Origin of the sequence: Streptomyces sp. NPDC057099 (assembly GCF_042671245.1) — a bacterium.
Taxonomy (GTDB): domain Bacteria; phylum Actinomycetota; class Actinomycetes; order Streptomycetales; family Streptomycetaceae; genus Streptomyces; species Streptomyces purpurascens.
The window spans coordinates 34,964-58,826 of the sequence record NZ_JBHUTX010000009.1 but is presented as its reverse complement, the minus strand read 5'-3'; the positions used below and the strand labels follow the sequence as shown (position 1 = coordinate 58,826).

Annotated in this window: 25 protein-coding genes; 8 read left to right on the top strand and 17 right to left on the bottom strand. The window is 72.7% G+C overall.

Annotated elements, in window-relative coordinates; translation table 11 throughout:
* Window positions 1–47: 47 nt before the first annotated feature.
* Window positions 48–338: an SHOCT domain-containing protein gene (locus ACFT4A_RS15065; protein WP_382829866.1), complete on the bottom strand. Its 291-nt coding sequence runs from the start codon at window positions 336–338 to the stop codon at window positions 48–50.
* Between the two features lie 177 nt (window positions 339–515).
* On the opposite strand from ACFT4A_RS15065, the gene ACFT4A_RS15060 reads away from it, so the two are divergent.
* From ACFT4A_RS15060 to ACFT4A_RS15050, 3 genes are read left to right on the top strand one after another with little or no spacing between them, the layout of a single operon-like run.
* Window positions 516–1,079 (top strand): TetR/AcrR family transcriptional regulator, encoded by a 564-nt coding sequence (locus ACFT4A_RS15060; protein ID WP_382829864.1) that lies wholly within the window; start codon window positions 516–518, stop codon window positions 1,077–1,079.
* Window positions 1,080–1,089: 10 nt separating this feature from the next.
* On the top strand, window positions 1,090–1,668 hold the full coding sequence (locus ACFT4A_RS15055) for a DUF4865 family protein (RefSeq protein WP_382829861.1): 579 nt from the start codon (window positions 1,090–1,092) through the stop codon (window positions 1,666–1,668).
* A complete protein-coding gene (locus tag ACFT4A_RS15050; RefSeq protein ID WP_382829858.1) occupies window positions 1,665–2,573 on the top strand; it encodes a phosphotriesterase in 909 nt (302 codons plus the stop codon). Before ACFT4A_RS15055 ends, ACFT4A_RS15050 begins: the two co-directional genes overlap by 4 nt.
* An 18-nt stretch (window positions 2,574–2,591) precedes the next feature.
* On the opposite strand, the gene ACFT4A_RS15045 is transcribed toward ACFT4A_RS15050, so the two are convergent.
* The 4 genes from ACFT4A_RS15045 to ACFT4A_RS15030 all read right to left on the bottom strand — a co-directional run bounded on the left by ACFT4A_RS15045 (window position 2,592) and on the right by ACFT4A_RS15030 (window position 5,953).
* Window positions 2,592–3,014, bottom strand: coding sequence for a PPOX class F420-dependent oxidoreductase (locus tag ACFT4A_RS15045; protein ID WP_382829855.1), 423 nt, complete (start codon window positions 3,012–3,014; stop codon window positions 2,592–2,594).
* Window positions 3,015–3,026: 12 nt separating this feature from the next.
* Window positions 3,027–3,917 (bottom strand): NAD(P)-dependent oxidoreductase, encoded by an 891-nt coding sequence (locus ACFT4A_RS15040; RefSeq protein ID WP_382829853.1) that lies wholly within the window; start codon window positions 3,915–3,917, stop codon window positions 3,027–3,029.
* A 116-nt stretch (window positions 3,918–4,033) separates the two neighbouring features.
* Complete coding sequence (locus tag ACFT4A_RS15035) at window positions 4,034–5,272, bottom strand: ROK family protein (RefSeq protein WP_382829851.1); 1,239 nt, start codon at window positions 5,270–5,272, stop codon at window positions 4,034–4,036.
* A 36-nt stretch (window positions 5,273–5,308) separates the two neighbouring features.
* Window positions 5,309–5,953: an alpha-ketoglutarate-dependent dioxygenase AlkB family protein gene (locus ACFT4A_RS15030; protein WP_382829849.1), complete on the bottom strand. Its 645-nt coding sequence runs from the start codon at window positions 5,951–5,953 to the stop codon at window positions 5,309–5,311.
* Window positions 5,954–6,021: 68 nt separating this feature from the next.
* Between ACFT4A_RS15030 and ACFT4A_RS15025 the strand changes: the two genes are divergently transcribed.
* Window positions 6,022–7,152: a methyltransferase gene (locus ACFT4A_RS15025; protein WP_382830265.1), complete on the top strand. Its 1,131-nt coding sequence runs from the start codon at window positions 6,022–6,024 to the stop codon at window positions 7,150–7,152.
* A 6-nt stretch (window positions 7,153–7,158) separates the two neighbouring features.
* Here the strand turns inward: ACFT4A_RS15025 and ACFT4A_RS15020 are convergent, their stop codons facing one another.
* On the bottom strand, window positions 7,159–8,010 hold the full coding sequence (locus ACFT4A_RS15020; RefSeq protein ID WP_382829846.1) for a ketose-bisphosphate aldolase: 852 nt from the start codon (window positions 8,008–8,010) through the stop codon (window positions 7,159–7,161).
* Between the two features lie 36 nt (window positions 8,011–8,046).
* On the bottom strand, window positions 8,047–8,928 hold the full coding sequence (locus tag ACFT4A_RS15015) for an SIS domain-containing protein (RefSeq protein ID WP_382829844.1): 882 nt from the start codon (window positions 8,926–8,928) through the stop codon (window positions 8,047–8,049).
* A gap of 117 nt (window positions 8,929–9,045) precedes the next feature.
* Between ACFT4A_RS15015 and ACFT4A_RS15010 the strand changes: the two genes are divergently transcribed.
* Both ACFT4A_RS15010 and ACFT4A_RS15005 read left to right on the top strand, forming a co-directional pair.
* Window positions 9,046–9,825 (top strand): DeoR/GlpR family DNA-binding transcription regulator, encoded by a 780-nt coding sequence (locus ACFT4A_RS15010; protein WP_382829843.1) that lies wholly within the window; start codon window positions 9,046–9,048, stop codon window positions 9,823–9,825.
* 68 nt (window positions 9,826–9,893) lie between these two features.
* Complete coding sequence (locus tag ACFT4A_RS15005) at window positions 9,894–11,711, top strand: glycoside hydrolase family 15 protein (protein WP_382829841.1); 1,818 nt, start codon at window positions 9,894–9,896, stop codon at window positions 11,709–11,711.
* A 3-nt stretch (window positions 11,712–11,714) separates the two neighbouring features.
* On the opposite strand, the gene ACFT4A_RS15000 is transcribed toward ACFT4A_RS15005, so the two are convergent.
* On the bottom strand, window positions 11,715–12,677 hold the full coding sequence (locus tag ACFT4A_RS15000) for a hypothetical protein (protein WP_382829838.1): 963 nt from the start codon (window positions 12,675–12,677) through the stop codon (window positions 11,715–11,717).
* Between the two features lie 136 nt (window positions 12,678–12,813).
* Between ACFT4A_RS15000 and ACFT4A_RS14995 the strand changes: the two genes are divergently transcribed.
* Window positions 12,814–15,066, top strand: coding sequence for a heavy metal translocating P-type ATPase (locus ACFT4A_RS14995; protein ID WP_382829837.1), 2,253 nt, complete (start codon window positions 12,814–12,816; stop codon window positions 15,064–15,066).
* A 9-nt stretch (window positions 15,067–15,075) separates the two neighbouring features.
* On the opposite strand, the gene ACFT4A_RS14990 is transcribed toward ACFT4A_RS14995, so the two are convergent.
* Complete coding sequence (locus tag ACFT4A_RS14990; protein ID WP_382829834.1) at window positions 15,076–15,732, bottom strand: class I SAM-dependent methyltransferase; 657 nt, start codon at window positions 15,730–15,732, stop codon at window positions 15,076–15,078.
* A 163-nt stretch (window positions 15,733–15,895) separates the two neighbouring features.
* On the opposite strand from ACFT4A_RS14990, the gene ACFT4A_RS14985 reads away from it, so the two are divergent.
* Window positions 15,896–16,594 (top strand): phosphatase PAP2 family protein, encoded by a 699-nt coding sequence (locus ACFT4A_RS14985; RefSeq protein ID WP_382829832.1) that lies wholly within the window; start codon window positions 15,896–15,898, stop codon window positions 16,592–16,594.
* A 60-nt stretch (window positions 16,595–16,654) separates the two neighbouring features.
* Here the strand turns inward: ACFT4A_RS14985 and ACFT4A_RS14980 are convergent, their stop codons facing one another.
* From ACFT4A_RS14980 to ACFT4A_RS14945, 8 genes are all read right to left on the bottom strand, one after another.
* Window positions 16,655–17,107, bottom strand: a complete 453-nt coding sequence (locus tag ACFT4A_RS14980; RefSeq protein ID WP_382829830.1) for a phospholipase — start codon at window positions 17,105–17,107, stop codon at window positions 16,655–16,657.
* A 116-nt stretch (window positions 17,108–17,223) separates the two neighbouring features.
* Complete coding sequence (locus tag ACFT4A_RS14975) at window positions 17,224–17,817, bottom strand: hypothetical protein (RefSeq protein ID WP_382829828.1); 594 nt, start codon at window positions 17,815–17,817, stop codon at window positions 17,224–17,226.
* Between the two features lie 5 nt (window positions 17,818–17,822).
* Complete coding sequence (locus tag ACFT4A_RS14970; RefSeq protein ID WP_376384979.1) at window positions 17,823–18,683, bottom strand: carbohydrate ABC transporter permease; 861 nt, start codon at window positions 18,681–18,683, stop codon at window positions 17,823–17,825.
* On the bottom strand, window positions 18,680–19,618 hold the full coding sequence (locus ACFT4A_RS14965; RefSeq protein WP_382829826.1) for a carbohydrate ABC transporter permease: 939 nt from the start codon (window positions 19,616–19,618) through the stop codon (window positions 18,680–18,682). The genes ACFT4A_RS14970 and ACFT4A_RS14965 overlap by 4 nt, the downstream gene beginning before the upstream one ends.
* Window positions 19,615–20,898: an ABC transporter substrate-binding protein gene (locus ACFT4A_RS14960; RefSeq protein WP_382829823.1), complete on the bottom strand. Its 1,284-nt coding sequence runs from the start codon at window positions 20,896–20,898 to the stop codon at window positions 19,615–19,617. The genes ACFT4A_RS14965 and ACFT4A_RS14960 overlap by 4 nt, the downstream gene beginning before the upstream one ends.
* Before the next feature lie 63 nt (window positions 20,899–20,961).
* On the bottom strand, window positions 20,962–21,723 hold the full coding sequence (locus ACFT4A_RS14955; RefSeq protein ID WP_382829821.1) for a cupin: 762 nt from the start codon (window positions 21,721–21,723) through the stop codon (window positions 20,962–20,964).
* A complete protein-coding gene (locus ACFT4A_RS14950; RefSeq protein ID WP_382829818.1) occupies window positions 21,717–22,643 on the bottom strand; it encodes a PmoA family protein in 927 nt (308 codons plus the stop codon). Before ACFT4A_RS14950 ends, ACFT4A_RS14955 begins: the two co-directional genes overlap by 7 nt.
* On the bottom strand, window positions 22,640–23,764 hold the full coding sequence (locus ACFT4A_RS14945; RefSeq protein WP_382829815.1) for a Gfo/Idh/MocA family protein: 1,125 nt from the start codon (window positions 23,762–23,764) through the stop codon (window positions 22,640–22,642). Before ACFT4A_RS14945 ends, ACFT4A_RS14950 begins: the two co-directional genes overlap by 4 nt.
* Window positions 23,765–23,863: the final 99 nt, after the last annotated feature.

Sequence of the window (23,863 nt, the reverse complement as noted above, 5' to 3'; positions counted from 1 at the left end):
CCCTTCGCACGGCGGCCGCGCCGAGTTGACTTGTTCGGTCGGCATGCTCAGGCACCACCGCCCTTGGCCGGGCGTCCGAACTCCTCGTTCAGCACGGACAGCCGGCGCCAGTACTCGTCCTCGTCTATCTCGCCGGAGGCGAAGCGGTGGCCGAGTACGGCGATGGGTGAGTCGCTCTCGACGGCGGGCTGCCGCCAGGGGCCGCCCCGGCGGCCTCGCCGCACGGTGCGGCGCAGCAGCACGATGGCGCCGCCGATCACCAGCGCCCAGATCAAGGGGAAGAACAGGATCCACGGGCCGGGCCCGCCGCCGTCGCCGAAGTTCGCCAGGGTCTGCATGTCGTCCAACTCCTCGGATGCGTTGCCGCGATGTTCTTTCCGTGCTTCCGAGAGTCGCCCCGCGAGGGGTCACCCGTCGTCGTACGGCCAGCGGCAGTCTGCGTACTTCGCGGGGAGTAGGCCTCGACCGACAGGCCTGCCTCGACTTCTGTAACTACTGGTATGTACAGTGAGGGCATGAGCACCTCGGAACGGCTGATCGAGTCCACCCGCGAGCTGCTGTGGGAGCGCGGCTATGTGGGCACGAGCCCCAAGGCGATCCTGGAGCGCGCGGACGCCGGGCAGGGCAGCATGTACCACCACTTCAAGGGCAAGCCCGATCTCGCACTGGCCGCGATCCGGCGGACCGCCGAGGAGATGCGGGCTGCCGCCGAGGGAGTGCTCGACGGCCCCGGAACGCCGTACGAGCGCGTCGCGGCGTATCTGCGGCGCGAGCGGGACGTGCTGCGGGGCTGTCCGATCGGCCGGCTGACCATGGACCCGGACGTGATCGCCAGCGACGAACTGCGGGCGCCGGTCGAGGAGACCCTGGACTGGATCCGGGGGCGCATCGCCGCCATCGTCGAGGAGGGCAAGGAGCAGGGCCAGTTCGTGCCCTCGCTGGACGGCGGGGAGATCGCGGCGGCGGTCGTGGCCACGGTCCAGGGCGGCTATGTCCTCGCCCGCGCCTCCGGCTCCCCCGCCGCGTTCGACGCGGGAGTGCGGGGGTTGCTCTCGCTGCTGGCACCCCGTCCCGCCTGAGGAGGCTTCCGTGCACGCCATGCAGTACGAACTGACCCTGCCCGCCGACTACGACATGGGCGTCATCCGCGACCGGGTCGCCCGGGTGGGGCGGCTGCTCGACGACTGGGACGGCCTCGGCCTCAAGGTCTATCTGATGCGCGAGCGCGGTCTGCGCGGCTCTCCGGTCCATCAGTACGCGCCCTTCTATCTGTGGAACACCGTGGAGGGCATGAACTCCTTCCTGTGGGGCGGTGGGTTCCAGCGGCTCGGTGACGACTTCGGGCGGCCGTCCGTGCGGCAGTGGACGGGGCTCGCGTACGAGGAAGGGGGCGGATCTCGGGCGCGGTTCGCGGTGCGGAACCGCCAACGGGTGCCTGAGGGAGGGCTGTTGGCCGATGTCGTGGCGGACGCGGTGGGCGAGGCCCGGCGGCTGGCGGCGGCGGACGGGGTCCTGCTCGCGGCGGCCGCCGTCGACACGAGCCGGTGGGAGCTGGTGCACTTCTCGCTCTGGGAGCACGACACGCCCAAGGCCGACGGTGACCTGTTCGAGGTGCTGCATCTGTCGGCGCCCGGCCGGGACCGGCTGCCCCGGGGGCGCCAGTGGTGAGCGCGATACGCACGGTGCTGGGGGACGTAGCCCCTGGAGACCTGGGCGTGTGCGACGCCCACGACCATCTGTTCTTCGGCAGTCCCCGGCTGCCCGGCCAGGAGCTGCGCAGCGTGGCGGCGGCGCGGGCGGAGCTGGCCGCGTTCCGGGAGCAGGGCGGCGGGGCCGTGGTGCAGTGGACACCGTACGGGCTCGGGCGGCGGGCCGCCGATCTGCCGCCGCTGTCCCGGGAGACCGGCGTGCACGTGGTCGCCGCGACGGGTCTGCACCAGGCCGTGCACTACGACGACGCCACGCTCGCCGGGCTGCGGGGCCGGCTCGCCGACGTCTTCGTCTCCGAACTCACCGAGGGCATCGGGGTGTCGGGGGTGCGGGCGGGGCTCGTCAAGGTAGCGGGCGGGTTCCACGCCCTGGACGCGCACGCCCGCTGGACGATGGAGGCGGCGGCCGAGGCGCATCACGCGACGGGGGCGCCCATCGCCGTGCACCTGGAGCTGGGCACGGGCGCGCTGGACGTATTGGACCTGCTGTGCGGGAAGTTGGGGGTGCCGCCGCACCGTGTGGTGCTCGGGCATCTCAACCGCTCCCCCGACCTCGTGACGCACCGGCAGGCGGCCGAGTCCGGCTGCTATCTGGCCTTCGACGGGCCGTCACTCGCCCATCACGCCACGGACTGGCGGATGCCGGACGCCGTACGGGCCCTCGCCGACGCCGGGTTCGGTGACCGGGTGCTGCTGGGCGCGGACACCACCACGGCCGCCGCCCGCTCGGTGGGCGGCGGCCCCGGGATGCCGTATCTGCTGCGCCGGGTGCGGCCCCGGCTGGTCCACGCCGTGGGCGAGGACCTGGTGGGGCGCGTCCTCACGGAGAACCCGGGCCGGGCGTTCGCGGTGGAGTGGCCCTGACCGGTGTGGTCGGCGGGATCAGCCTCCGGCCTGGTCGCTGTCCTTCAGTTCGCCCCAGCCGTGCCAGCGGTCGACCTCGATCCAGGCGCTGACCCGGGGGCGTACGCGGTCCGGGTAGGGCTTTCCGATGTAGTGCCGGGCGAGGCGGTCGATGTCGGCCAGGCCCTCGTCGTCGTACATCTCGGTGACCCGGCCGATGAGGGTGACATGGGTGTACCAGTTGTCGTCGGCGAGGACGGTGAGGGTGACGCGCGGGTCGCGGCGCAGGTGCTTGAGGCGTACGCGGCCCTCGTCGAGGTTGATCAGGACACGGCCGTCATTCCACACGTACCAGGTGGCGGTGGAGACGGGGGTGCCGTCCGAGCGCAGCGTGGCCATGACGCACGGGTTGGGCCGGCTCAGCAGGGCGTCGGCCTCGGGCGGCAGCGGCGGCTTGGACATGAAGGGAACCTCCTAGGAGTTGGACTTCTCGTCGAAGCTGGCGAAGTAGGCGGCGACCATGTCCTCGTCGCCGTGGCCCTGGGCTGCGGCGCGCTCCATGCGGGTGGCGGCCGCCTCGGCGACGTCCAGGCGGACGCCGTTGTCCGCACCGGCCCGGACGATCAGGCGGGCGTCCTTGGCGGCGGTGGTCACCGAGAACTGGGGCGGTGTGAGCCGGTCGTCGAGGACCAGCTCGGACTTGGCGCGCAGATAGCCCATGTCGAGCGGGCCACCGGCGACGAGGTCGAAGAAGCCGTGCGGGTCGACGTCGAGGGCCTTGGCCAGCGCCAGGGCCTCACCGGCGGCGGCCGTGACGGCGAGGACCCAGCTGTTGGCGACCAGCTTCAGCCGGGTGGCCCCGCCCGCCGCCCCGTCCTCGCCGGTCCACACGGTGCGGGCGCCGACGGCGTCGAAGACGGGCGTCACCCGGTCCCGCCCGTCGGCGGGCCCGGCGGCGAGCACGGTCAGTCGTCCGGCCTCGGCGGGCTGACGCGTGCCCAGGACGGGCGCGTCGTAGAAGACGAGTCCGTGCTCGCGGGCGAAGGCGGCCAGATCGGCGATGCCCTCGATGCCGGCGGTGGTGGACTGCACCCACGCGATGCCGGGACGCAGGGCCGGGGCGGCCTCGCGCATCGTCTCCAGGGCGGCCGGACCGTCGTAGAGCATGGTCAGGACGACATCGGCGTCCCGTACCGCCTGCTCCGGCGAGTCCACGATCCGCACGCCCTCGGCGGCCAGCGGCTCGGCCTTGGCACGGGTGCGGTTCCAGGCGCGGACGGTGTGTCCGGCCCGGGCGAGGTTGCGGGCCATGGCCGCGCCCATGATGCCGGTGCCCAGGACGCTCACGGTGAGCTTGTCGGTCATTGCGCGTCAACTTCCTCGGTGGTGCGGTGCGGCGGGCGTACTGCCTGTGGACCAGCCTGCCCGCTGGGGGCTCGCCTGCCCGGGAGCGGCGCGGGCACTCCTCAAGGCCATGCCCTCTAGGTCAGCGCCCCGAGCGGGTCGTCCAGCACCGGCTGCCACGCCAGTTCGGCCGCGCCGACCAGGCTGTTGTGGTCGAGGGTGCAGGGGAGGATGGGGACGCCGCCGCTCTGGCCCCAGAGGCTGCGGTCGGCTACGACGGCGCGGAGGCGGTCGGGGTCGGCGTCCAGGAGGGTGCGGTGGAGGCCGCCGAGGATGATGCGGTCCGGGTTGAGGATGTTGACCAGGCCGGCGAGTCCGAGGCCGAGCCGGTCGATGAGGGTCTCGGTGGCGGTGCGTACGCCCGGGTCGTCGTAGTGGTGGCGGACCAGGTCGATGGACTGCTGGAGCAGGGACACCTCGGGGCCAGGGTCGCGTCCCGCCGCCGTCAAGAAGGCCAGCGGGTCGGTCTCGACGTCGAGGCAGCCGCGGCTGCCGCAGTGGCAGGGGCGGCCCTCGGGGTGCACGGTGAGGTGTCCGACCTCCAGGGCGAGGCCCGAACTGCCCCTGTGGAGGCGGCCGTCGAGGACGAGTGCGCCGCCGACGCCCCGGTGGCCGGTGGCCACGCACAGCAGGTCGCGGGCGCCGCGGCCGGCGCCGTGCCGGTGCTCGGCGATCGCGGCGAGGTTGACGTCGTTCGCGGCGAAGGCGGGTCCGTCGATGCCGGCCGCGCGCACCTGCTCGGCGAAGATGTCGCGGACGGGCGCGCCCGCGGGCCAGGCCAGGTGGAGGGGGTTGAGGGCCAGGCCCTCGGGTTCGGCGACCGCGGACGGGACGGCGAGCCCGGCCCCCACGCATCGGCGTCCCGTCTCGCGCAGCAGTTCGGCGCCCGCCGTGACGACGGAGGCCAGCACCTTCGCCGGGTCCGCGTCGACGACCTCGCAGCCGGGCGCGGTGGCGACGATCCGGCCGCCCAGCCCGACCAGCGCCGCCCGGAACCCGTCGGCGTGCACCTGCGCGGCGAGCGCGACGGGACCGTTCTCGGCGACCGCCAGCCGGTGCGAGGGCCTGCCCTGGGATCCGGCCGCCGCGCCGGGCCGGGCGTCGACCCGGATCAGCCCGAGCGCCTCCAGCTCGGCGGCGACCGCGCCCGCCGTCGCCCGGGTCACTCCGAGCTCGGCGGTGAGCACGGCCCGGGTCGGCGCGCGTCCGGTGTGGACGAGTTCCAGCGCGGGTCCGAGCGCTCCGCGCCCCCGGTCCAGCCGCGTCCTCGAGGTGCTCCCATCCCCCGCCTGCCGGGGGTCCGCCTTCCCGCTCATGTGGGCGAGTCTCCCATGATCCGCCGGGCCTGCGGCCTACAGACCGCTGACCCGGAGCGTGATGTTGAGCCGTCCGGTCAGGCCCAATCCGGGCGGTGCCGTGCCCCCGTGTACCCGGGGAACGCCGTGGTAGGCGAGCCGGGACGGGCCGCCGAAGACGAACAGGTCGCCGCTGCGCAGCTCGACGTCGGTGTAGGGCCGGGTGCGGGTCTCGGTGTTGCCGAAGCGGAAGACGCAGGTGTCGCCGAGGCTCAGCGACACCACCGGCGCGTCCGACTTCTCGTCGCTGTCGCGGTGCATGCCCATGCGGGCGTCGCCGTCGTAGAAGTTGATCAGTGCGATGTCGTAGTCCGCCGTCTCCGGGTCGCCCAGCGCGTCCCGCACCGCTCGGCGGCCCAGCTCACCGAGCCACTCGGGGAACGGCTTGACCGGGGCGCCGTCGCCGTCGGCCACCGTGCGGGCGTAGGCGTACGGGTACCAGTGCCAGCCCAGGCACACCTGCCGGGCGGTCATCGTGCCGCCGCCGGGTGTGCGGACCGTGCGCAGTCCGGCGGGTGGGCGGGCCCACGCGCGGCAGGCGTCGAGCAGCGCGCGCTGGTGTTCGGCGTCCAGCCAGTCCGGTAGGTGCACCGCGCCGGGTGCCACCTGCGTACGGGCCCTGGGGAACAGCTCGCCGTCCATGCCTCCCATCCTGCCCGACACGGCCTGAGCTGCGGCTCGGCTAGCCTTGACGCACGATGAACGACCGTATGACGACGCCGTGGGGCGAGTTCGCGCTGACCCGCTTCCCCGAGGATCCGCGTGACAGGCTGCGTGCCTGGGACGCTGCCGACGAGTACCTGCTGAGGCATCTGGCGCAGGAACGGGTCCCGCTGTCGGGCACGGTCGTGGCCGTCGGGGACCGGTGGGGCGCGCTGGTGACGGCGCTCGCGGAGCACCGGCCGACGCAGATCACGGATTCCCATCTGACCCAGGAGGCGACCCGGGCCAACCTGGCGCGGCACGGCGTCGAGCCCGGCGCGGTCGGACTGCTCACCACGCAGGATCCGCCGCCCGACCGCGTCGACGTCCTGCTGGTGCGGGTGCCGAAGAGCCTGGCGCTGCTGGAGGACCAGTTGCTGCGGCTGGCGCCGGCGGTGCATGCGGGGACGGTCGTCGTGGGCACGGGGATGGTGAAGGAGATCCACACCTCGACGCTCCAGTTGTTCGAGCGGATCCTCGGCCCGACCCGTACCTCGCTCGCCGAGAGGAAGGCGCGGCTGATCTTCTGCACGCCGGATCCCGCGCTGGAGCGGCCCGCCAGTCCATGGCCGTACGTCTACACGCTGCCGGACGGCATCGGCCCGGCCGCGGGAGGCACCGTCGTCAACCACGCGGGTGTGTTCTGCGCCGACCGGCTCGACATCGGCACCCGCTTCTTCCTCGGGCATCTGCCGAGCAGCCGGGGCCGACGAGTGGTCGATCTGGGATGCGGCAACGGCGTGGTCGGTACGGCGGTGGCGCTGGCCGACCCGGAGGCCGAGGTGCTGTTCGTGGACGAGTCGTTCCAGGCCGTGGCATCGGCGGAGGCGACGTACAAGGCGAACGGCGTGCCGGGGCATGCCGAGTTCCGGGTGGGCGACGGGCTGGCCGGTGTGCCGTCGGGCAGTGTCGACCTGGTGCTCAACAATCCGCCGTTCCACTCCCACCAGGCGACGACGGACGCCACGGCCCGGCGGATGTTCACCGGGGCGCGGCGCGTGCTGCGGCCGGGCGGTGAGCTGTGGGTGATCGGGAACCGGCATCTGGGCTACCACGTGACGCTGCGGCGGATCTTCGGCAACAGCCGCCTGGTCGCCAGCGACTCGAAGTTCGTGGTGCTGAAGGCCGTCAAGCGGTAGCCGGGCCTAGGGCCCCAGGGTCCTCAGGGCTCTCGCCACCGCCCGTGTCATCGCCTCTCGCGCCACCGTGAGGTAGCCGCGCGGGTCGACGGCCTCGGGGCGCTCGGCGAGGAAGTCCCGGAGGGCGCCGGTCAGTGCGATGTTCAGGGCGGTGCCGATGTTGACCTTGGCGATGCCGCCCGCGACGGCCGCGGTGAGTTCGTCGTCCGGGACGCCGGAGGAGCCGTGCAGGACGAGCGGGACGTCCAGGGCGGCCGACAGGCGTTTGAGAAGGGCGTGGTCGAGGGCCGCGGTGCGGGTGGTCATGGCGTGGGAGCTGCCGATGGCGACGGCCAGGGCGTCCACCCCCGAGTCGGCCACGAAGGCCCGGGCCTCGTCGGGGTCGGTGCGGGCGCCGGGGGCGTGCGCGTCCAGCGGGGGCCTGCCGTTCTTGCCGCCGATCTGCCCCAACTCGGCCTCGATCCAGAGCCCTTGCGCGTGCGCCCAGTCGACGGCCGCCCGGGTGGTGGCGAGGTTCTGGGCGTAGGGCAGCCGGGCCGCGTCGTACATCACGGAGCTGAAGCCGGCCTCCGCCGCCTGGTACAGCAGCGCGTCGCTCTGTACGTGGTCGAGGTGCAACGCGACCGGTACGGCGGCGCGTTCGGCCGCGGCGACGGCCGCTCGGGCGAGCGGGAGCAGCTGCCCGCCGTGGAACTTGACCGCGTTCTCGCTGACCTGCAGCACGACGGGGGCGTGCGCGGACTCGGCGCCCGCGATGACGGCCTCGACGTGTTCCAGTGTGATGACGTTGAACGAGGCGACGGCCGAGCGGGCCGCGGCGGCGCGGGTGACGAGGTCGCCGGTGGTGGTGAGGGGCACGGTGCCTCCGGGGTCGGTGGACGAGGGTCGCCGAGGTCAGTCGGTGAGGATCACCGAGCGGGTGAGATGGCGGGGGCTGTCCGGGTCGAGGCCGCGTGAGGCGGCGACCGCGACGGCGAGCCGCTGGGCGCGGACGAGTTCGGCGAGCGGGTCCAGGGCTCCGGCGATCCACAACGCGCCCGTGCCGCGCACCTGTTCGACGAGACCGTCCGGCGCGTCCCCGAACATCCAGGTCGCGGTGCCGCTGGTGCTGACGCTGATGGGCCCGTGCCGGTACTCCATCGCCGGGTAGGCCTCGGCCCAGGACAGCGATGCCTCGCGCATCTTCAGCCCGGCCTCGTTGGCCAGGCCGACGGTCCAGCCACGCCCCAGGAAGGCGAACTGGGCACATTCCACCAGGCCTTCGGGCAGGGGCTCCGCCAGGGCCGTGCGCGCGTCGGCGACAGCCGTGTCGGGGTGGAGTCCCAGATGGGCGCGGAGCAGGGTGAGGGCGGTGGTCGCGAACCGGGTCTGTACGACGGAGCGTTCGTCCGCGAAGTCGAGCACGGCGAGTTCATCGGCCGCCGTCATCACGGGCGTGTCCGGGTCGGCGGTGATCGCGGTGGTGCGGGTACGGCCCTTCAACCGGCCGAGCAGGTCGAGGACTTCGGTCGTGGTGCCGGAGCGGGTGAGGGCGACGACCCGGTCGTAGCCCCTGCCGTACGGGAATTCCGAGGCGGCGAACGCGTCGGTCTCGCCCTGGCCGGTGTCCTCGCGCAGGGCCGCGGCGGCCTGCGCCATGAAGTACGAGGTGCCGCAGCCGACGATCGCGACCCGCTCCCCCGCCGCCGGCAACACCTCCGCGTATCCCGCCGCCTCCGACGCGGCGCGGGCCCAGCACTCGGGCTGGCTGATCAGCTCGTCCTCGACATGCGTCATGCCACACTCTCCGCTCTGATTGTTCCTGCAAGATATCGCCACCTTTCGAGCAACATCAAGCATCGGGCGGGATCGGGTGCGCTAGGGTCGCCCGGAGATCGAGACGTGGAGGTGCGGATGTCGCGCGACGCCCGCTGGAAGGCGCTGCTGGACCTGCTCGTGGAGCGCGGCCGGCTGGACGTCGAGGAGGCGGCCGGGGAGCTCGGGGTGTCGGCCGCGACGATCCGCCGCGACTTCGACGGGCTGGCCGAGCAGCAGATGCTGGTGCGCACGCGGGGCGGCGCGGTCGTGCACGGTGTGTCGTACGAGCTGCCGCTGCGCTACAAGACGGCCCGGCACGCCTCCGAGAAGCAGCGCATCGCGAAGGCGGTGGCGGACCTGGTCGCGCCCGGCGAGGCGGTGGGGCTGACCGGCGGGACGACCACCACCGAGGTGGCCCGGGCTCTGGCCGTGCGCGGTGACCTGACGTCCGGGTCCCCCGCGCTCACCATCGTGACGAACGCGCTGAACATCGCCAACGAGCTGGCCGTACGTCCCCAGTTCAAGATCGTGCTGACCGGCGGGGTGGCCCGGGCCCAGTCGTACGAGCTGGTCGGGCCGCTCGCGGACGGGGTGCTCGGGCAGATCACCGTCGATGTGGCGGTGCTCGGCGTGGTCGCCTTCGACGTCACGCACGGGGCGGCGGCGCACGACGAGGCCGAGGCCGCGATCAACCGGCTGCTGTGCGAGCGCGCGGAGCGCGTGGTCGTGGCCGCCGACTCCAGCAAACTGGGGCAGCGGGCCTTCGCCCGGATCTGCGCGGCCGAGGCGGTGGACACGCTGGTCACGGACACGGCGGCCGACCCGGAGACGCTGCGGCGCTTCGAGGAGGCCGGGCTGCGGGTCGTCACGGTGTGACACCCGGCCGCTTCCCCTCGGCGGGCCTAAGCTGAAATCCAGGCGCTCACCGGGGCAGGGAGGCTGCCATGCGGGGAACAGCGGACGAGCGGCGGTATCTGCCGATCGCCGAGCACGGGCTGATCGGCGATCTGCGCAGTGTGGCCCTGGTGGGGACCGACGGGACGATCGACTGGTACTGCTGCCCGGCCTTCGACGCGCCGAGTGTGTTCGCCTCGATCCTGGACGCGGAGCGCGGCGGCTGCTTCGAGCTGGCGGCGACCGTGCCGGCCCGGACCAAGCAGTTCTACTTCCCCGACACCAACGTCCTGATGACCCGGTTCTTCACCGAGGACGGTGTCGGCGAGGTGCAGGACTTCATGCCGCTGGACGGTGAGCCGGCCGAGGCCGAGCGGCACCGGCTGATCCGGCGGGTGGTGTGCGTACGCGGCTCCATCCCGTTCCGTACGCGTGTGGCTCCCCGGTTCGACTACGGGGCCCGGCCGCACACCGTCCGGCTGATGGGTGAGACGGCGGTCTTCGAAGCCGACGGGATGGCGCTCGCGCTGACCTCGACCGTGCCGCTGGAGGCCGACGGGCCGGACGTGCGAGGCGACTTCAAGCTCGGCGAGGGCGAGTCGGCCGTGTTCGCACTGGACAAGGTCGGCGGCGACGTGACGCCCCGCCGGTGTGCGCACACGGAGGCGGAGGAGCAGTTCGCGGCGACGGTGGCGTACTGGCGGCGCTGGCTGGCGGCATCACGGTACCGGGGCCGCTGGCGGGAGATGGTGCACCGCTCGGCCCTGACGCTGAAGCTGCTGACGTACGCGCCGACCGGGGCGATCGTGGCCGCGCCGACGACGAGCCTGCCCGAGCGGCTCGGCGGCGAACGCAACTGGGACTACAGGTACGTGTGGGTGCGCGACGCGGCGTTCTGCGTCTACGCCCTGCTGCGGCTGGGCTTCACCGGCGAGGCCGAGGCGTTCATGCACTTCGTGACCCGGCACATCAGCCCGGGCGACGGCAAGCACTCCGGCCCGCTGCAGATCATGTACGGCATCGACGGACGCGCCGACCTGCCCGAACGCACCCTCGACCATCTGGAGGGCCACGAGGGCTCCGCACCGGTGCGGGTCGGCAACGCGGCGGCCGACCAGCTGCAGCTCGACATCTACGGCGCGCTGATCGACTCCATCTACCTCTACGACAAGTGGGCCAAGCCCATCTCCAGCGGCCAGTGGGACGACGTGTGCGCGCTGGTGGACTGGGTGTGCGCGCACTGGGACCAGCCCGACGAGGGGGTCTGGGAGACCCGGGGCGGCCGCAAGAACTTCCTGTACTCGCGGCTGATGTGCTGGGTGGCGATCGAGCGGGCCATCCGGATGGCCAACCGGCGCGGGCTGCCCGCCGATCTGCCGCGCTGGCGGGAGTGCCGCGACACCATCTACCGGCGGATCATGAGCCGGGGCTGGTCCGAGGAGCGCCGGGCCTTCGTGCAGCACGAGGACGGCGACGTGCTGGACGCGGCCGTGCTGATGATGCCGCTGACGAAGTTCATCGCCCCGACGGATCCCAAGTGGCTGTCGACGCTGGACGTCCTCACCGAGGAGCTGGTGTCGGACTCGCTGGTCTACCGCTACGACCCGGAGTCCAGCCCGGACGGGGTGCGCGGCGACGAGGGCACGTTCTCCATCTGCTCGTTCTGGTACGTCGAGGCCATGGTGCACGCCGGCCGGATCGACGAGGCGCGCCTCGCCTTCGAGAAGATGCTGACGTACGCCAACCATCTCGGCCTGTACGCCGAGGAGATCAGCCACACCGGGGAGCAGCAGGGCAACTTCCCGCAGGCGTTCACGCATCTCGCGCTGATCAGCGCGGCCTTCAACCTGGACCGGGCGCTCGGCTGAGACTCAGTGCCCGTGGCCGTCGTCCGCATGCCCCTCGGGGGTACCCGGTCCGTCGGCCGCCGGCCCGCCTGCCCGGACCGTGAACGCCGCCGTGTGGACCTTTCCCTCGTGCTTGAAGTCGAGGAACAGGCGGTAGGAACCGGCGCTGGGTGCCGTGGCCGTGAACGAGACGTCCGGGCCGGGCCGGGTGGTGCCGTCGCCGGGTTCGCCGTTGGGGTGGACGTGGAGGTAGGCGAGGTCACCGGAGCGCAGGGCGACCAGGTGGCCGTAGGCGCCGAGGTAGGGCTGGAGGTCGGTGACGGGCTTGCCGGCGCGGGAGACCTTCAGTTTCAGTTCGCTCGCCTTGCCCGGGCGCAGGGCGCCGACCAGCTGGACGTCGTAGCCGTTGGTCTCGGCCGTGGTGCTCGCCGGTGGGAGTTTCTCCGGCCGGTACGGGCCGGGGGCGGCGAGGTCCGCGCCGAGGGTGAGGTTCCGGGCGCCCTTCGCCGCCGGGGTGAAGTCGGCGAAGACGCGGTAGCCGCCCGCGCGGGGCAGGTCGACGGGGATGCTCCAGGTGCCGTCGGCGGCGCGGGTGGGGTGCAGGTGGCGGTAGGTGACCAGGTCGCGTGAGGCCACGATGAGGTGGAGTTCCTTGTCGTGGTCGCGCTGGTAGGCGGTGACGGCCCGGCCGCTGCCGTCCCGGACGGTGAAGCGCAGGTCGGCCCGCTGTCCGGCGGTGACGCGCGGGGTCTCGAGGTCGAGGGTGTAGCCGCCCTCGGAGATCTGGAGGCCGCCGGCCGGGGGCACCTCGTGCCCGGTGTGGCCGCCCTCCTTCGGCTCCGGTGAGGGCCGGGTGTGCTCGTCGCCCTCGTGTTTCGGCGGTCGGTCGGCGACGACGGGATCGATGCCCTGCCCCACTCCGTAAGCCGTTCCGAACGTCGCGACCAGGGCGGCGGCGAAGGTGGTGATCTTCAGTCCGGTGTTCATGGCCGACGACTCCTCCAAGAAGCGGGCCTCCCGCTCGACTGCGGGGCCTCCATGCAGCTCACCATACCCCTGGGGGGTAATGAGTCAAGCCGTCTCCGCGCTTGCGTCACATACCCCTCGGGGGTATACAGGATTCATGACCACCGAAACCATCGGCGTCGGCGCCGAAGTGGAACTCGCCATCGGAGGCATGACCTGTGCCTCCTGCGCTGCGCGCATCGAGAAGAAGCTCAACCGCATGGACGGGGTCACCGCCACCGTCAACTACGCGACCGAGAAGGCGAAGGTCAGCTACTCCGGTGACGTCTCGGTCGGGGATCTGATCGCCACCGTCGAGGCCACCGGATACACCGCTCAGGAGCCGGCGCCGCCCGAGCGCCACACCGAGCCCGGGGAGACCGACGAGCTCCGTCCGCTGCGCGAGCGGCTCGTCGCGGCCGTGGTGCTGGCGGTCCCCGTCGTGGCCATGGCCATGACCCCGGCGCTGCAGTTCGCGTACTGGCAATGGCTGTCGCTCACGCTGGCCGCGCCCGTCGTGACCTACGCGGCGTGGCCCTTCCACAAGGCGGCGTTCACCAATGCCCGGCACGGCGCGGCCACCATGGACACGCTGATCTCGGTGGGCACCTCGGCCGCGTTCCTGTGGTCGCTGTGGGCGCTGTTCCTCGGCACCGCGGGCACGCCGGGCATGACGCACCCCTTCGAGCTGACCATCGAGCGCACGGACGGCGCCGGGAACATCTACCTGGAGGCCGCCGCGGGCGTGACGGCCTTCCTCCTGGCCGGGCGGTACTTCGAGGCCCGCGCGAAGCGCAGGGCGGGGGCGGCGCTGCGGGCGCTGCTGGAGCTGGGCGCGAAGGACGTCACCGTGCTGCGGGACGAGGGCCGTGAACAGACCGTTCCCGTGGCGGAGTTGAGGGTCGGTGACCGCTTCCTGGTCCGGCCCGGCGAGAAGATCGCCACCGACGGGACGGTCGTCGAGGGCTCCTCCGCCGTGGACGCCTCGATGCTCACCGGCGAGTCCGTGCCGGTGGAGGTCGGCACCGGCGACCCGGTCACGGGCGCCACGATCAACGTCGGCGGACGGCTCGTCGTGCGCGCCACGCGGGTCGGCTCCGACACCCAGCTGGCCCGCATGGCCCGGCTGGTGGAGGACGCGCAGAACGGCAAGGCCGCGGCGCAGGGGCTCGCGGACCGGATCTCCGCCGTGTTCGTGCCGGTCGTGATCGCCCTCGCGCTGGGCACGCTGGGCTTCTGGCTCGGCAACGGTGCCGGTCTGACGGCCGCCTTCACGGCCGCGGTCGCCGTCCTCGTCATCGCCTGCCCGTGCGCCCTCGGCCTGGCCACGCCGACGGCGCTGATGGTCGGAACGGGGCGGGGCGCCCAGCTCGGCATCCTCATCAAGGGCCCGGAGGTGCTGGAGTCGACGCGCCGGGTCGACACCGTCGTCCTCGACAAGACCGGCACCGTCACCACGGGCCGTATGACCCTGCTGGCCGTGCACACCGCCGACGGTACCGACGAGGCCGAGGTGTTGCGGCTGGCCGGGGCGCTGGAGCACTCCTCCGAGCATCCGATCGCCCGTGCCGTCGCCGACGGGGCGCTGGAGAGGCTGGGCGGCGTGCTGCCCCCGCCGGAGGACTTCGCCAATGTGCCCGGGCTCGGCGTCCAGGGTGTCGTCGAGGGCCACGCGGTGCTCGTCGGGCGGGAGCGGCTGCTCGCCGACTGGGCGATGGAGCTGCCGGAGAGCCTGGCCGAGGCCAGGGCGGCGGCCGAGGAGGCCGGCCGCACCGCCATCGCGGTCGCCTGGGACGGCGAGGCGCGTGCGGTGCTGGAGGTCGCCGACGCGGTGAAGGAGACGAGCGCGGAGGCGGTCGGACGGCTGCGCGCACTGGGGCTGACCCCCATCCTGCTGACCGGCGACAACGAGGCGGTGGCCCGGTCCGTCGCCCGCGAGGTCGGTATCGCCGCGGAGGACGTCGTCGCCGAGGTGCTCCCGCAGGACAAGGTCGAGGTCGTCAAGCGGCTTCAGGCCGAGGGCCGTTCGGTGGCGATGGTCGGCGACGGTGTCAACGACGCGGCGGCCCTCGCCCAGGCCGATCTGGGGCTGGCCATGGGCACCGGCACGGATGCCGCGATCGAGGCCGGGGATCTGACCCTCGTGCGGGGCGACCTGCGGGCCGCGGCGGACGCCATCCGCCTCTCCCGCCGCACCCTCGGCACCATCCGCTCGAACCTGTTCTGGGCCTTCGCCTACAACGTGGCGGCCCTGCCGCTGGCCGCGGCCGGACTGCTCACGCCGATGATCGCCGGGGCGGCCATGGCCTTCTCCTCGGTCTTCGTCGTCGGCAACTCGCTGCGGCTGCGCACCTTCCGGGCCGCCGGCTGAGAACGAGGGTCAGCGGTGGTGCCACACCAGCGTGTAGCGCCAGAACAGGCGGCGGCGCAGACGGGCACCGGGCAGGACGGCACGGGCCTCGCGGAGGATCTCGGGGAAGGTCATGTCCGCCGGTCTCGTGGGGGCGGTCATCGAGGCCGGGCGTGCTGCCCGGCGGCCGCGGTTCTTGACCAGCGCCATGACGATGTTGAGCGGGATCGACGCGATGCCGAGGACGTGGTCGACGGGGGTCCGTTCCCGGGAGACCCCGACGACGACCAGCGTGCCGCCGGGGGCCAGACGCTCGCGGAAGGCCTCGAGGGTCTCCGCGAACGGCAGGTGGTGGAGCACGGCGACGCAGGTGATGACGTCGTACGGCCCGTCGGGAAGCCCGGCCGGCGCGTCGGCCACCCCGTAGGTCACCGGGACCGTGGCCGGGGTCAGCTCCCGGGCCCGGGCCGTGATCGCCGGGTCGGCGTCGATCCCGTGCACCCGTACGTCCCGGGCCGCCAGCAGCCGGGCGAGGTCACCACTGCCGCACCCCACGTCCAGGGCGCTTTCCGCACGCGCGGGGAGCTGCCGCAGGATCCAGCGGTGGAAGTGGGCGTTGTGGTCCCAAGGTCGGGCCGAGTGGAAGCGGTCGAGTGCGCGCAGGGCCCGGTGCGGCGGTGACGTCATGCCGCCAGTTCACCAGGTCGCCCGGACGGCCGTGCCGGGTCCGGCTCACGGATGGCGGTCCGCCGCGTGGGCACTCGGCGGGTACCGGCCCGCGGGGGCGCCGAGCGTGCGCCCGGCGTGAGCCGGTACCTTGCTGGGGAAAGGCCACTGCGGGGAGAAGCACATGACCGATCCGACGATCACAGACGCGGACGCCCCCCGTCCGCTGCCGGGCGGAGGGAAGCCCGCGAGCGGACCCGGCCGGCTCCTGGCCGCCGTACTCGGCGATCTCAGGGCCGTGGACGGCGCCCTGTACGCGGCGGTGGCCGCCACGCCCACGCCCACGCTCGACCGGACGCTGCGCCATCTGTCGCACGCGGCCGACCACTCCAAGATCTCGTTCGGTATCGCCGCCGCCCTGGCGCTGGCCGGGAAGCGTCCGCGCCGGGCCGCGGTCGTCGGCGTCGGGGCGATCGCCGTGGCGTCGGCCTCCGCCAACCTGCTCGGCAAGCGCCTGGTGCGCCGGGCCCGGCCGGACCGGGAGGCGGCCCGGGTGACGGTGGACCGGCATGTCCGGATGCCCACGTCGGCCTCGTTCCCGTCCGGGCACACGGCGTCGGCGGTCGCGTTCGCCACCGCCGTCGGTGTGGTCCTGCCGCCCGCGGCGGTACCGCTCGGGGCGCTGGCGAGCGCCGTCGGCTACTCCCGCATCCACACGGGCGTGCACTATCCGGGCGATGTGGCCGCGGGCGCGGTCCTCGGCATCGCGAGCGCCGCGGCGGCACTGGCCACGGCGGCGGCCACTCCGCCGGCACGGGCACAGGCGCTTTTGACGTCGGCCAAGTCGTGGCCGCGGATCAGCATCGGATCCGCAGGCCGTTGAGGCCGTCGGCCGGGCGGGAGGCTGCCGCCCCGCGCCCGGCCCCACGCGACCGACAGGCCCTCAGCCGAAGGCCTTCACCGCCTGGTAGTACGTCCACGCCGTGCTGTCGCAGGCGTTCTTCGTGCCGCCGGTGTAGGCGGCGCAGATGCGCTTGAGGTCCTCGTGGAAGGCGCTGTCGAGACGGGACTTGTCGGCACTGAAGGTGCCTGCGGCCTTGTAGTTGCGGTAGCCGAAGTCGTGGCGGGCGCAGGACATCGAGAAGGGGAAGCCGAACGGGTTGTCCGGCGACGAGGAGCAGTAGTCGGTCGACCAGTCGAAGGCGTACGCGGCCCAGGCGGCCTGGTTCGCGCGGGCGGCGGCCCAGGCGTTGTAACTCGACGCGCTGGTCTGCGTCCAGCTCGCGAGCACCTGGGGCTTGTCGGCGGGGGCGGCACTCGCGAGGGTCGCGGTGCCGACGACGGTGACGAGGGACAGGGTTGAGGCGGCAAGACCGGTGGCGAGTCTTCGGTGCATCCCACACCTCCATGAGGCCGCGGCCCGCCGATCGAGCCGCAGGTCCATGACAAGAGGATGACCACCTCGCAGGGGCACTCACACCTGAGGTGCCCCAATGGCCCCTTGATTCTTGGCTATTGAACGAGAACGGCAGCCGACCGGCGTACGTCGACGGCCGTGAGCGCGAGGGCCAGCGGCCCCGGGACCAGGAAGGCCAGGGGCAGCAGCATCCAGGCGCACAGCGCGGCCGTAGCCACGGCGAGCAGGACCAGTCCGCTGCCGCCCGGGTCCGCCACGGCGTCCCGGGCGGCCCCGCGTACCGCCGCGCGCCAGTCGGTGAGCGACTCGGGGCGTCCGCAGGCCCGCAGGCCGACGACCGCCGCGCAGGCGCCGATGAAGGCGGCTGCCACCGCGAACAGCCGCGCCCCGGGCAGCCCCGCCCCGGCCAGCGCCAGATCGGCCGCGAGCAGCAGCAGTCCCGCCAGCGCGATGCCTCCCGCCAGCAGGTCACCGGCGCGGAGCCGCCGTCGCAGCAGGGTGAAGTACCGCCCCGCAGTGACGGGCCGGTCCTGGCCCGCGCCGCGCAGTACGGCGCAGGCCGTCGACAGGGCGGCCGGTGCGGTCACCAGCGGCAGACAGGCCGCCGCCGTGGCGAGGCCGACGCTGAGCACGTCGGCGAACAGGGCCATGCGCGGCCCGAACACCTCGCCGGTCTCACGGGTCCGCATCCCGTTCACCCCTTGACTCCGGAGCTGGCCATGCCCTCCACCAGGAACCGCTGGAAGGCGAGGAAGAACAGCACGATCGGCAGCAGCGCGATCACCGACAACGCGAACATCGGGCCGAACGCGGAGGTGCTGGAGGCGTCGACGAAGGAGCGCAGCGCGAGGGTCAGTGTGAACTTGTCCGGGTCGAAGAGGTAGATGAGCTGGGTGAAGAAGTCGTTCCAGGTCCAGATGAAGGTGAAGATGGCGGTGGTGATCAGGGCCGGCCGGGTGAGCGGCAGTACCACCTGGAAGAAGCTGCGGAAGGGGCCGCAGCCGTCGATCCGGGCCGCCTCCTCCAGCTCGCGCGGCAGTCCGCGCATGAACTGCACGATGAGGAAGACGAAGAACGCCTCGGTGGCGAGGAACTTCGGCAGGATCAAAGGCCAGTAGGTGTTCACCAGGCCGAGCTGGTTGAAGATGATGTACTGCGGGATCAGCACCGCGTGGTGCGGCAGCATGATCGTGGCGATCATGAAGGCGAACAGCGGCCCGCGGAAGCGGAACCTGAGGCGGGCGAAGGCGTAGGCGGCGAGCGAGCAGCTGAGGACGTTGCCGAGGACCGCGCCGCCCGCGATCAGCAGCGAGTTGGAGAGCAGCCGCCAGATGGAGACGTCGTTGACGCCGTCCAGGGCGGTGGAGTAGTTCGACCACTCCAGGTGGCCGGGGAGCAGGTTCAGGCTCGCGATGACCTCGTCGGCGGGCTTCAGCGAGGTGGCCAGCAGCCAGGCCAGCGGGTACAGCATCACCAGCAGCGCGGCCAGGCAGCCGAGGTGCACGGCGACACGGCCCCAGCGAACGGGCTTGTGGGAAACGGCAGTCGAGGTCATCGGTCCCCCTCGGAGGCGTAGAAGACCCAGGAGCGCGAGGTGCGGAACAGCACCGCCGTGACGACGCCGATCACGACGAGCAGCACCCAGGCCATGGCGGAGGCGTAGCCCATGTGGGAGGCGACGAAGCCCCGGTCGTAGAGGTACATGGTGTAGACGAGGGTCGAGTCGGCCGGTCCGCCCTTGCCCCCGCTGACCGCGAAGGCGGGGGTGAACACCTGGAAGGCCTGGATGGTCTGCAGGACCAGGTTGAAGAAGAGCACCGGGGACAGCATCGGCACGGTGACCGACAGGAACTGCCGCCATTTCCCGGCCCCGTCCACCGCCGCCGCCTCGTACAGCTCGGCGGGGATCTGCTGGAGCCCGGCGAGGAAGATGACCATCGGCGCGCCGAACTGCCACACCGTCAGCAGCGCCACGGCCAGCAGCGCGAAGCCGGGCTTGTTGACCCAGCCGCCGGTGCCGAGCAGGTTGTCGACCGTGCCGCCGTCGTTGAAGACGGCCCGCCAGACGAGGGCGATGGACATCGACGCGCCGAGCAGCGAGGGCGCGTAGAAGGCGGAGCGGTAGAAGCCCTTGCCGCGCTTCATGCCCTTCAGGGCCAGCGCGACGACGAGGGCGAGCGCGAGTTGCAGGGGCACGGCGATGACGACGTACGTCAGGGTCGTCACGACCGAGCGCCAGTAGCGCGGGTCCTCGGTGAACATCTGGACGTAGTTGCGCAGGCCCACCCACTTCGGCGGGTTGAACAGGTCGTAGTCGGTGAACGACAGGTACAGCGACACGGCCATCGGCAGCAGCGTCAGGACGGTCGCGCCGAGCACCCACGGGGACAGGAACACCCAGGCGGCGCCCTGGCGTTCGCGCCTGGGGCGGCGCTTCGGGGCGGCGGCGGGGGCGGGCTTCGCCTCCGGGGGGATCGCGGTGGTGGTCATGACCTCAGCTCCGCCTTCGCCTCGGTGATGTAGTTCTCGGCCGCCTCGCGGGGCGACATGCGCGCGTAGGACACCTGGTCGTAGTCGCGCTGGAAGGTGGTCTGCAGGGCGTTGTCCCCCGAGGGCGGGGCCTGGGGCGGGTCCTTGAGCTTGCCGTCGAGGGACGCCTGGAAGTCGGCGATGGTCTTGTCGAAGTCCTTGAGCTCCGGGCCGATTTCGTCGCGGATGGTCTCGTTGACGGGGATGCCGCGGCCGGCGCCGAGGATCTTCGCGGCCTGCCGGTCGTTGATCATGAAGTCGACGAGCCGGGCCGCCTCCTTGGGGTGGCCGGTGTTGGCCGAGACGCCGAGGAACATGGACGGCTTGAAGTACTGCCCGGGGGTGCCGTCCTCGCCGGACGGCATGGGGGCGAGGGCGACTCCGGTCGGGACGAGCGCCAGGTAACCGCTGGACGGGGCGTCCCAGTTGGTGTCGGAGGTCGCCTTGCCGCGGCCGAGCGGGGTGTTCTCCACGGAGCCGTCGAGCTGGGTGGTCTGCTCGGCGGGCGAGACGGCGCCCTCGCGGCGCAGCTTGTCGGTGAAGGTCCACCAGCGGGTCAGGTCGCCGGCGGTGAAACCGAGCCCGCCGTCCTCGGTGTAGAGGGACTTGCCCCTACCGCGCAGCCAGACCTCGAAGGCGTCCTCGCTCTGGCCGGGGTCGGTGGCCCCGGGCCTGCCGGTCTTCTTCGCGAGGGCGCGCATGGCGTCCGCCCACTCGCTCCAGGTCCAGCTCTCGCCGGGGAGCGGAACTCCCGACTTCTTCCAGGTCGCGACGTCGTGGACGACGGTCTCGGTGCCGCGGCCCTGCGGGATGGCGTACTGGACGTCGTCCACGCGGCCGGTGGCGAGCAGTCCCTGGTCGATCTCGGAGGTGCGCAGGACGGACTTCTGCTTCGCCAGGTCGAGCAGCACTCCGCCGGAGGCGTACTGGTCGATCTGGCGGTAGTCCAGCTGCATCACGTCCGGCGCGTCGCCGCCGGCGGCCTGGGTGGCGAGCTTCTGCTTGTAGGCGTCGTAGCCGGAGAACGACGTCGTGACGTCGATGCCGGGGTGCTGTTTCTCGAACAGCGCGACGGCCTGCTCGGTGCGTGCCGCGCGGTCGGGGTTGCCCCACCACGTGTAGCGCAGCACGACCTCGCCGCCGCCGGCGGTTTCCCCGGATCCTGAGCAGCCTGCCAGCACGGCGCACAGTGCCAGTGCGGCGGCCGACGCGCAGAACCCCTTTGTCCTGTGTCCGGGCATGCCGAGGTCACCTCTCCTTTCCTCGGACTTCCTGTTGGCCCCCCTCGGCCCCCCTCGGCCGGGTTACTCGCCCTGGTAGGGCAGCGTGGTGCCCGGCAGGTTGTACTCGTCTCGCCGGCCGCACATGCCGAAGCCGCCGAGCCGAGTGGGCGCCGCCTCGTGGGCGGTGGCCTCGTCGAGGTGTGCCGACTCCCCCGCCTCCAGCGCGTCGAGCTGGGCGCCGGTGCGTTCGGCGGTGGCCAGCGCACCCGCCCGCCACAGCTCGCGCCAGGTGGGCACCTTGTCGCGCACGAGGCGTGCGGCGGCCCGCTGGAACTCCAGGTACGGGCCGTTGTCGCCGGCTTCGAGGGCCTCGCGCAGGACGAGGTAGCCCTCGACGGCGAGGTCCCTGCGGCGCCGGGTCGCAGCCGCCGTCTCCGGTCCCGTGCCGGGCGGCAGTTTCGCCGCGGCGGCGTACTTCTCCGGGTCGGCGAGCACCTCGGGCGGGAAGGTGAACACGGCGTCCCCGGCCTCGGGCAGGCCGCTGTTCTGCATCAGGACGGTGATGCGCAGGTCGCCGCCCTGCACCATGCGGTGGACGGTGCCCGGTGTGAACCAGGCGATGGAGCCGGCCGCGAGGGGGATGTCCCGGTAGCCGTCGGGGCTCAGCGTCTGGACCGCGCCCCGGCCGCCGGTGACGACGTACGCCTCGGTGCACACCAGGTGCAGATGCGGGCTGCCGCCGCAGACGCCGTCGGCGGCCTCCCAGTCGTAGGCGCTCAGATGGGACAGGCCGATCGCGCCGGGCAGCGGGTGCGGCAGGGCGGGCTTGGTGTCGCTCACCACGGCAGGCTCTTCATGTGGGTGCCGACCCGGTCGCGGTCCCAGGCGCCGTCGGCGACGACCAGCCGGTAGCGGTAGGCGAAGGACTCGCCCGGCGGAAGTGCGAACTCCTCGAAGAACGCCCAGGAGAAGGCGACCGTGGGGAAGGGCTCGGCGCGGACGAACCAGTGCGACTCGTGGATCGCGGACGTCTCGTCGAGGTTCTCGGGCGCGTGCGCGAAGACGAGTGTGGAGTGGCCGTCGACGTCGTCGTGCTCGGTGGTGAAGGCGAGCCAGGGGCCCTGGGTGCCCATGAGCTTGCCCGCGTCGGCGTCGGTGTCGGGGGCGAAGACCGTGCCGCCGGTGAAGTCGCGCGGGCCGCGCCACTGCAGTCCGGTGTAGCCGGCCATCTCACGGCCCGCGGTGGTCGGGGAGCCGAAGGCCAGGGGCTCGGAACGGAGGTTGGTGAGGCGGATCGACCAGTCGAGGGCCCAGGATCCGGCTTCCTCGTCCACCGAGTGGACGGTCAGCCCCCGCACCTCGCGGGCCCACTCCTCGCCACCGTTCTCGACCCAGGTGAGGTTCTCGGTGAAGGCGAGCCGGTCGTCCTCGACCGTGAAGTCCGGGAAACCGTCGTGCCGCATCGAGCCGACGCGCTCCGGCAGGGGCAGATAGCCCTGGCCGTGGACATAGCAGTTGCCGCCCCAGAAGTTCTGGCCTGACAGATGGCTCGAGGTCATCTGCAGGCCCTTGTGCCAGCGGTGGTCGTTCGGGCGGTAGCCGGTGACCGTGCGGCCGGAGAGGGTGCGTACGGGGTGGGCGTACGGCTTGCGGGACTCGAAGGGATCCGGGTCGGGGCGGTAGACGTAGCGGAGGATCTCCGTGCCGCCTGCAGCCGTGACGGCGATGTCCTCGCCGTGGGTGTGGGTGACTCGGATGCTCATGCGCGCTCCTTGGGGGCCCAGTCGGGGTACTGGCCGTGCATGGCCTCGTAGAAGGGGTCGCCGGGGCCGATCTCCCCGGCGCGCACCGAGCGGCCGGTGAACGCCGCCTTGTACAGGGCGGCGGCGAACTCGAGGGTGGCGCGGGCGTCCTGGCCACTGCCCGGTGGTCGGGTGCCGGTGTCGTAGGCGTCGAGGAGCGTGCCGAGCTGGGCCGTGTGCGAACTCGGCACGTCGTGCGCGGGGGTGCGCCAGGCGGTGGCGCGGTCGGAGGCGACGTGCGGGGCCGGGGTGTAGGCCCAGCTGTCGTTGCTGTGGCCGTACAGGTGGGTGAGCTCGATGGTGGCGTCCGCGCAGTCGACGCGGATGCGGCTCACCTCGTCCGGGGACAGCACGCTGTTCACGACGGTCGCGAGGGCGCCGCCGCGGAAGCGCACCAGCGCGGTGGAGACGTCCTCGCTCTCGGTGTCGTGGACGAGCCGGGCCGCCATGGCCTGGATCTCCTCCCACTCGCCGAGCAGGTGCAGCAGCAGGTCGTACTGGTGGATGCCGTGGCCCATGGTCGGGCCGCCGCCCTCGCTGGCCCACTTGCCGCGCCACGGCACCGCGTAGTACGCGGCGTCCCGGTGCCAGGTGGTCTGGCAGTGCGCGACCAGCGGGGCGCCCAGCTCGCCGCTGGTGATCAGCTCGCGGGCGTGCACGGCGCCGGAGCCGTAGCGGTGCTGGAAGACGACCGCCGCGTACGCCCCGGAGGCCTCCTCGGCGGCGGCGATCTCGTCGTACTCGGCGAGTGACAGGGTGAGCGGCTTCTCGCACAGCACCCAGGCGCCCGCCTTGAGCGCGGCCACCGTCTGCTCCCGGTGCAGGGAGGGCGGTGTCCCGATCAGGACCAGGTCCGGGCGTACGGCGTCCAGCATCGCGTCCATCGAGGTGTACCCGGCGACCTGGTCGCCGGCCAGCTCGCGGAAGGTGTCGAGCCGTTCCTGGTCCACGTCGACGGCGGCGACCAGCTCCACCCGGTCGGAGTGGGCCCGCAGCGCGGGCAGGTGGCTGCCACTGACGATGGCTCCGGTGCCGACGACGGCCACGCGGCGGCGGGTGGGAGACCCTGGGGACACGGACATGCGGCGCTCCTCGGACGGCCGGTGGACTCACGCTTGGAAAGCGCTTGCACTCGGAAGGTGACCCTAGGCGCGGGACCATGTCTGGACAACCCCCCTGCG

Bases quoted from the DNA above. Each gene is read 5' to 3' on its own strand.
- ACFT4A_RS15015 (WP_382829844.1), bottom strand. From the start codon at position 8,928: ATGACGCATGTCGAGGACGAGCTGATCAGCCAGCCCGAGTGCTGGGCC.
- ACFT4A_RS14960 (WP_382829823.1), bottom strand. From the start codon at position 20,898: ATGCCCGGACACAGGACAAAGGGGTTCTGCGCGTCGGCCGCCGCACTG.
- ACFT4A_RS14950 (WP_382829818.1), bottom strand. From the start codon at position 22,643: ATGAGCATCCGAGTCACCCACACCCACGGCGAGGACATCGCCGTCACG.
- ACFT4A_RS14970 (WP_376384979.1), bottom strand. From the start codon at position 18,683: ATGACCTCGACTGCCGTTTCCCACAAGCCCGTTCGCTGGGGCCGTGTC.
- ACFT4A_RS14990 (WP_382829834.1), bottom strand. From the start codon at position 15,732: ATGACGTCACCGCCGCACCGGGCCCTGCGCGCACTCGACCGCTTCCAC.
- ACFT4A_RS15035 (WP_382829851.1), bottom strand. From the start codon at position 5,272: ATGAGCGGGAAGGCGGACCCCCGGCAGGCGGGGGATGGGAGCACCTCG.
- ACFT4A_RS15005 (WP_382829841.1), top strand. From the start codon at position 9,894: ATGCGGGGAACAGCGGACGAGCGGCGGTATCTGCCGATCGCCGAGCAC.
- ACFT4A_RS14945 (WP_382829815.1), bottom strand. From the start codon at position 23,764: ATGTCCGTGTCCCCAGGGTCTCCCACCCGCCGCCGCGTGGCCGTCGTC.
- ACFT4A_RS15040 (WP_382829853.1), bottom strand. From the start codon at position 3,917: ATGACCGACAAGCTCACCGTGAGCGTCCTGGGCACCGGCATCATGGGC.
- ACFT4A_RS15010 (WP_382829843.1), top strand. From the start codon at position 9,046: ATGTCGCGCGACGCCCGCTGGAAGGCGCTGCTGGACCTGCTCGTGGAG.
- ACFT4A_RS15030 (WP_382829849.1), bottom strand. From the start codon at position 5,953: ATGGACGGCGAGCTGTTCCCCAGGGCCCGTACGCAGGTGGCACCCGGC.
- ACFT4A_RS15000 (WP_382829838.1), bottom strand. From the start codon at position 12,677: ATGAACACCGGACTGAAGATCACCACCTTCGCCGCCGCCCTGGTCGCG.
- ACFT4A_RS14980 (WP_382829830.1), bottom strand. From the start codon at position 17,107: ATGCACCGAAGACTCGCCACCGGTCTTGCCGCCTCAACCCTGTCCCTC.
- ACFT4A_RS15045 (WP_382829855.1), bottom strand. From the start codon at position 3,014: ATGTCCAAGCCGCCGCTGCCGCCCGAGGCCGACGCCCTGCTGAGCCGG.
- ACFT4A_RS15065 (WP_382829866.1), bottom strand. From the start codon at position 338: ATGCAGACCCTGGCGAACTTCGGCGACGGCGGCGGGCCCGGCCCGTGG.
- ACFT4A_RS14995 (WP_382829837.1), top strand. From the start codon at position 12,814: ATGACCACCGAAACCATCGGCGTCGGCGCCGAAGTGGAACTCGCCATC.
- ACFT4A_RS14985 (WP_382829832.1), top strand. From the start codon at position 15,896: ATGACCGATCCGACGATCACAGACGCGGACGCCCCCCGTCCGCTGCCG.
- ACFT4A_RS14975 (WP_382829828.1), bottom strand. From the start codon at position 17,817: ATGCGGACCCGTGAGACCGGCGAGGTGTTCGGGCCGCGCATGGCCCTG.
- ACFT4A_RS15025 (WP_382830265.1), top strand. From the start codon at position 6,022: ATGACGACGCCGTGGGGCGAGTTCGCGCTGACCCGCTTCCCCGAGGAT.
- ACFT4A_RS14965 (WP_382829826.1), bottom strand. From the start codon at position 19,618: ATGACCACCACCGCGATCCCCCCGGAGGCGAAGCCCGCCCCCGCCGCC.
- ACFT4A_RS15060 (WP_382829864.1), top strand. From the start codon at position 516: ATGAGCACCTCGGAACGGCTGATCGAGTCCACCCGCGAGCTGCTGTGG.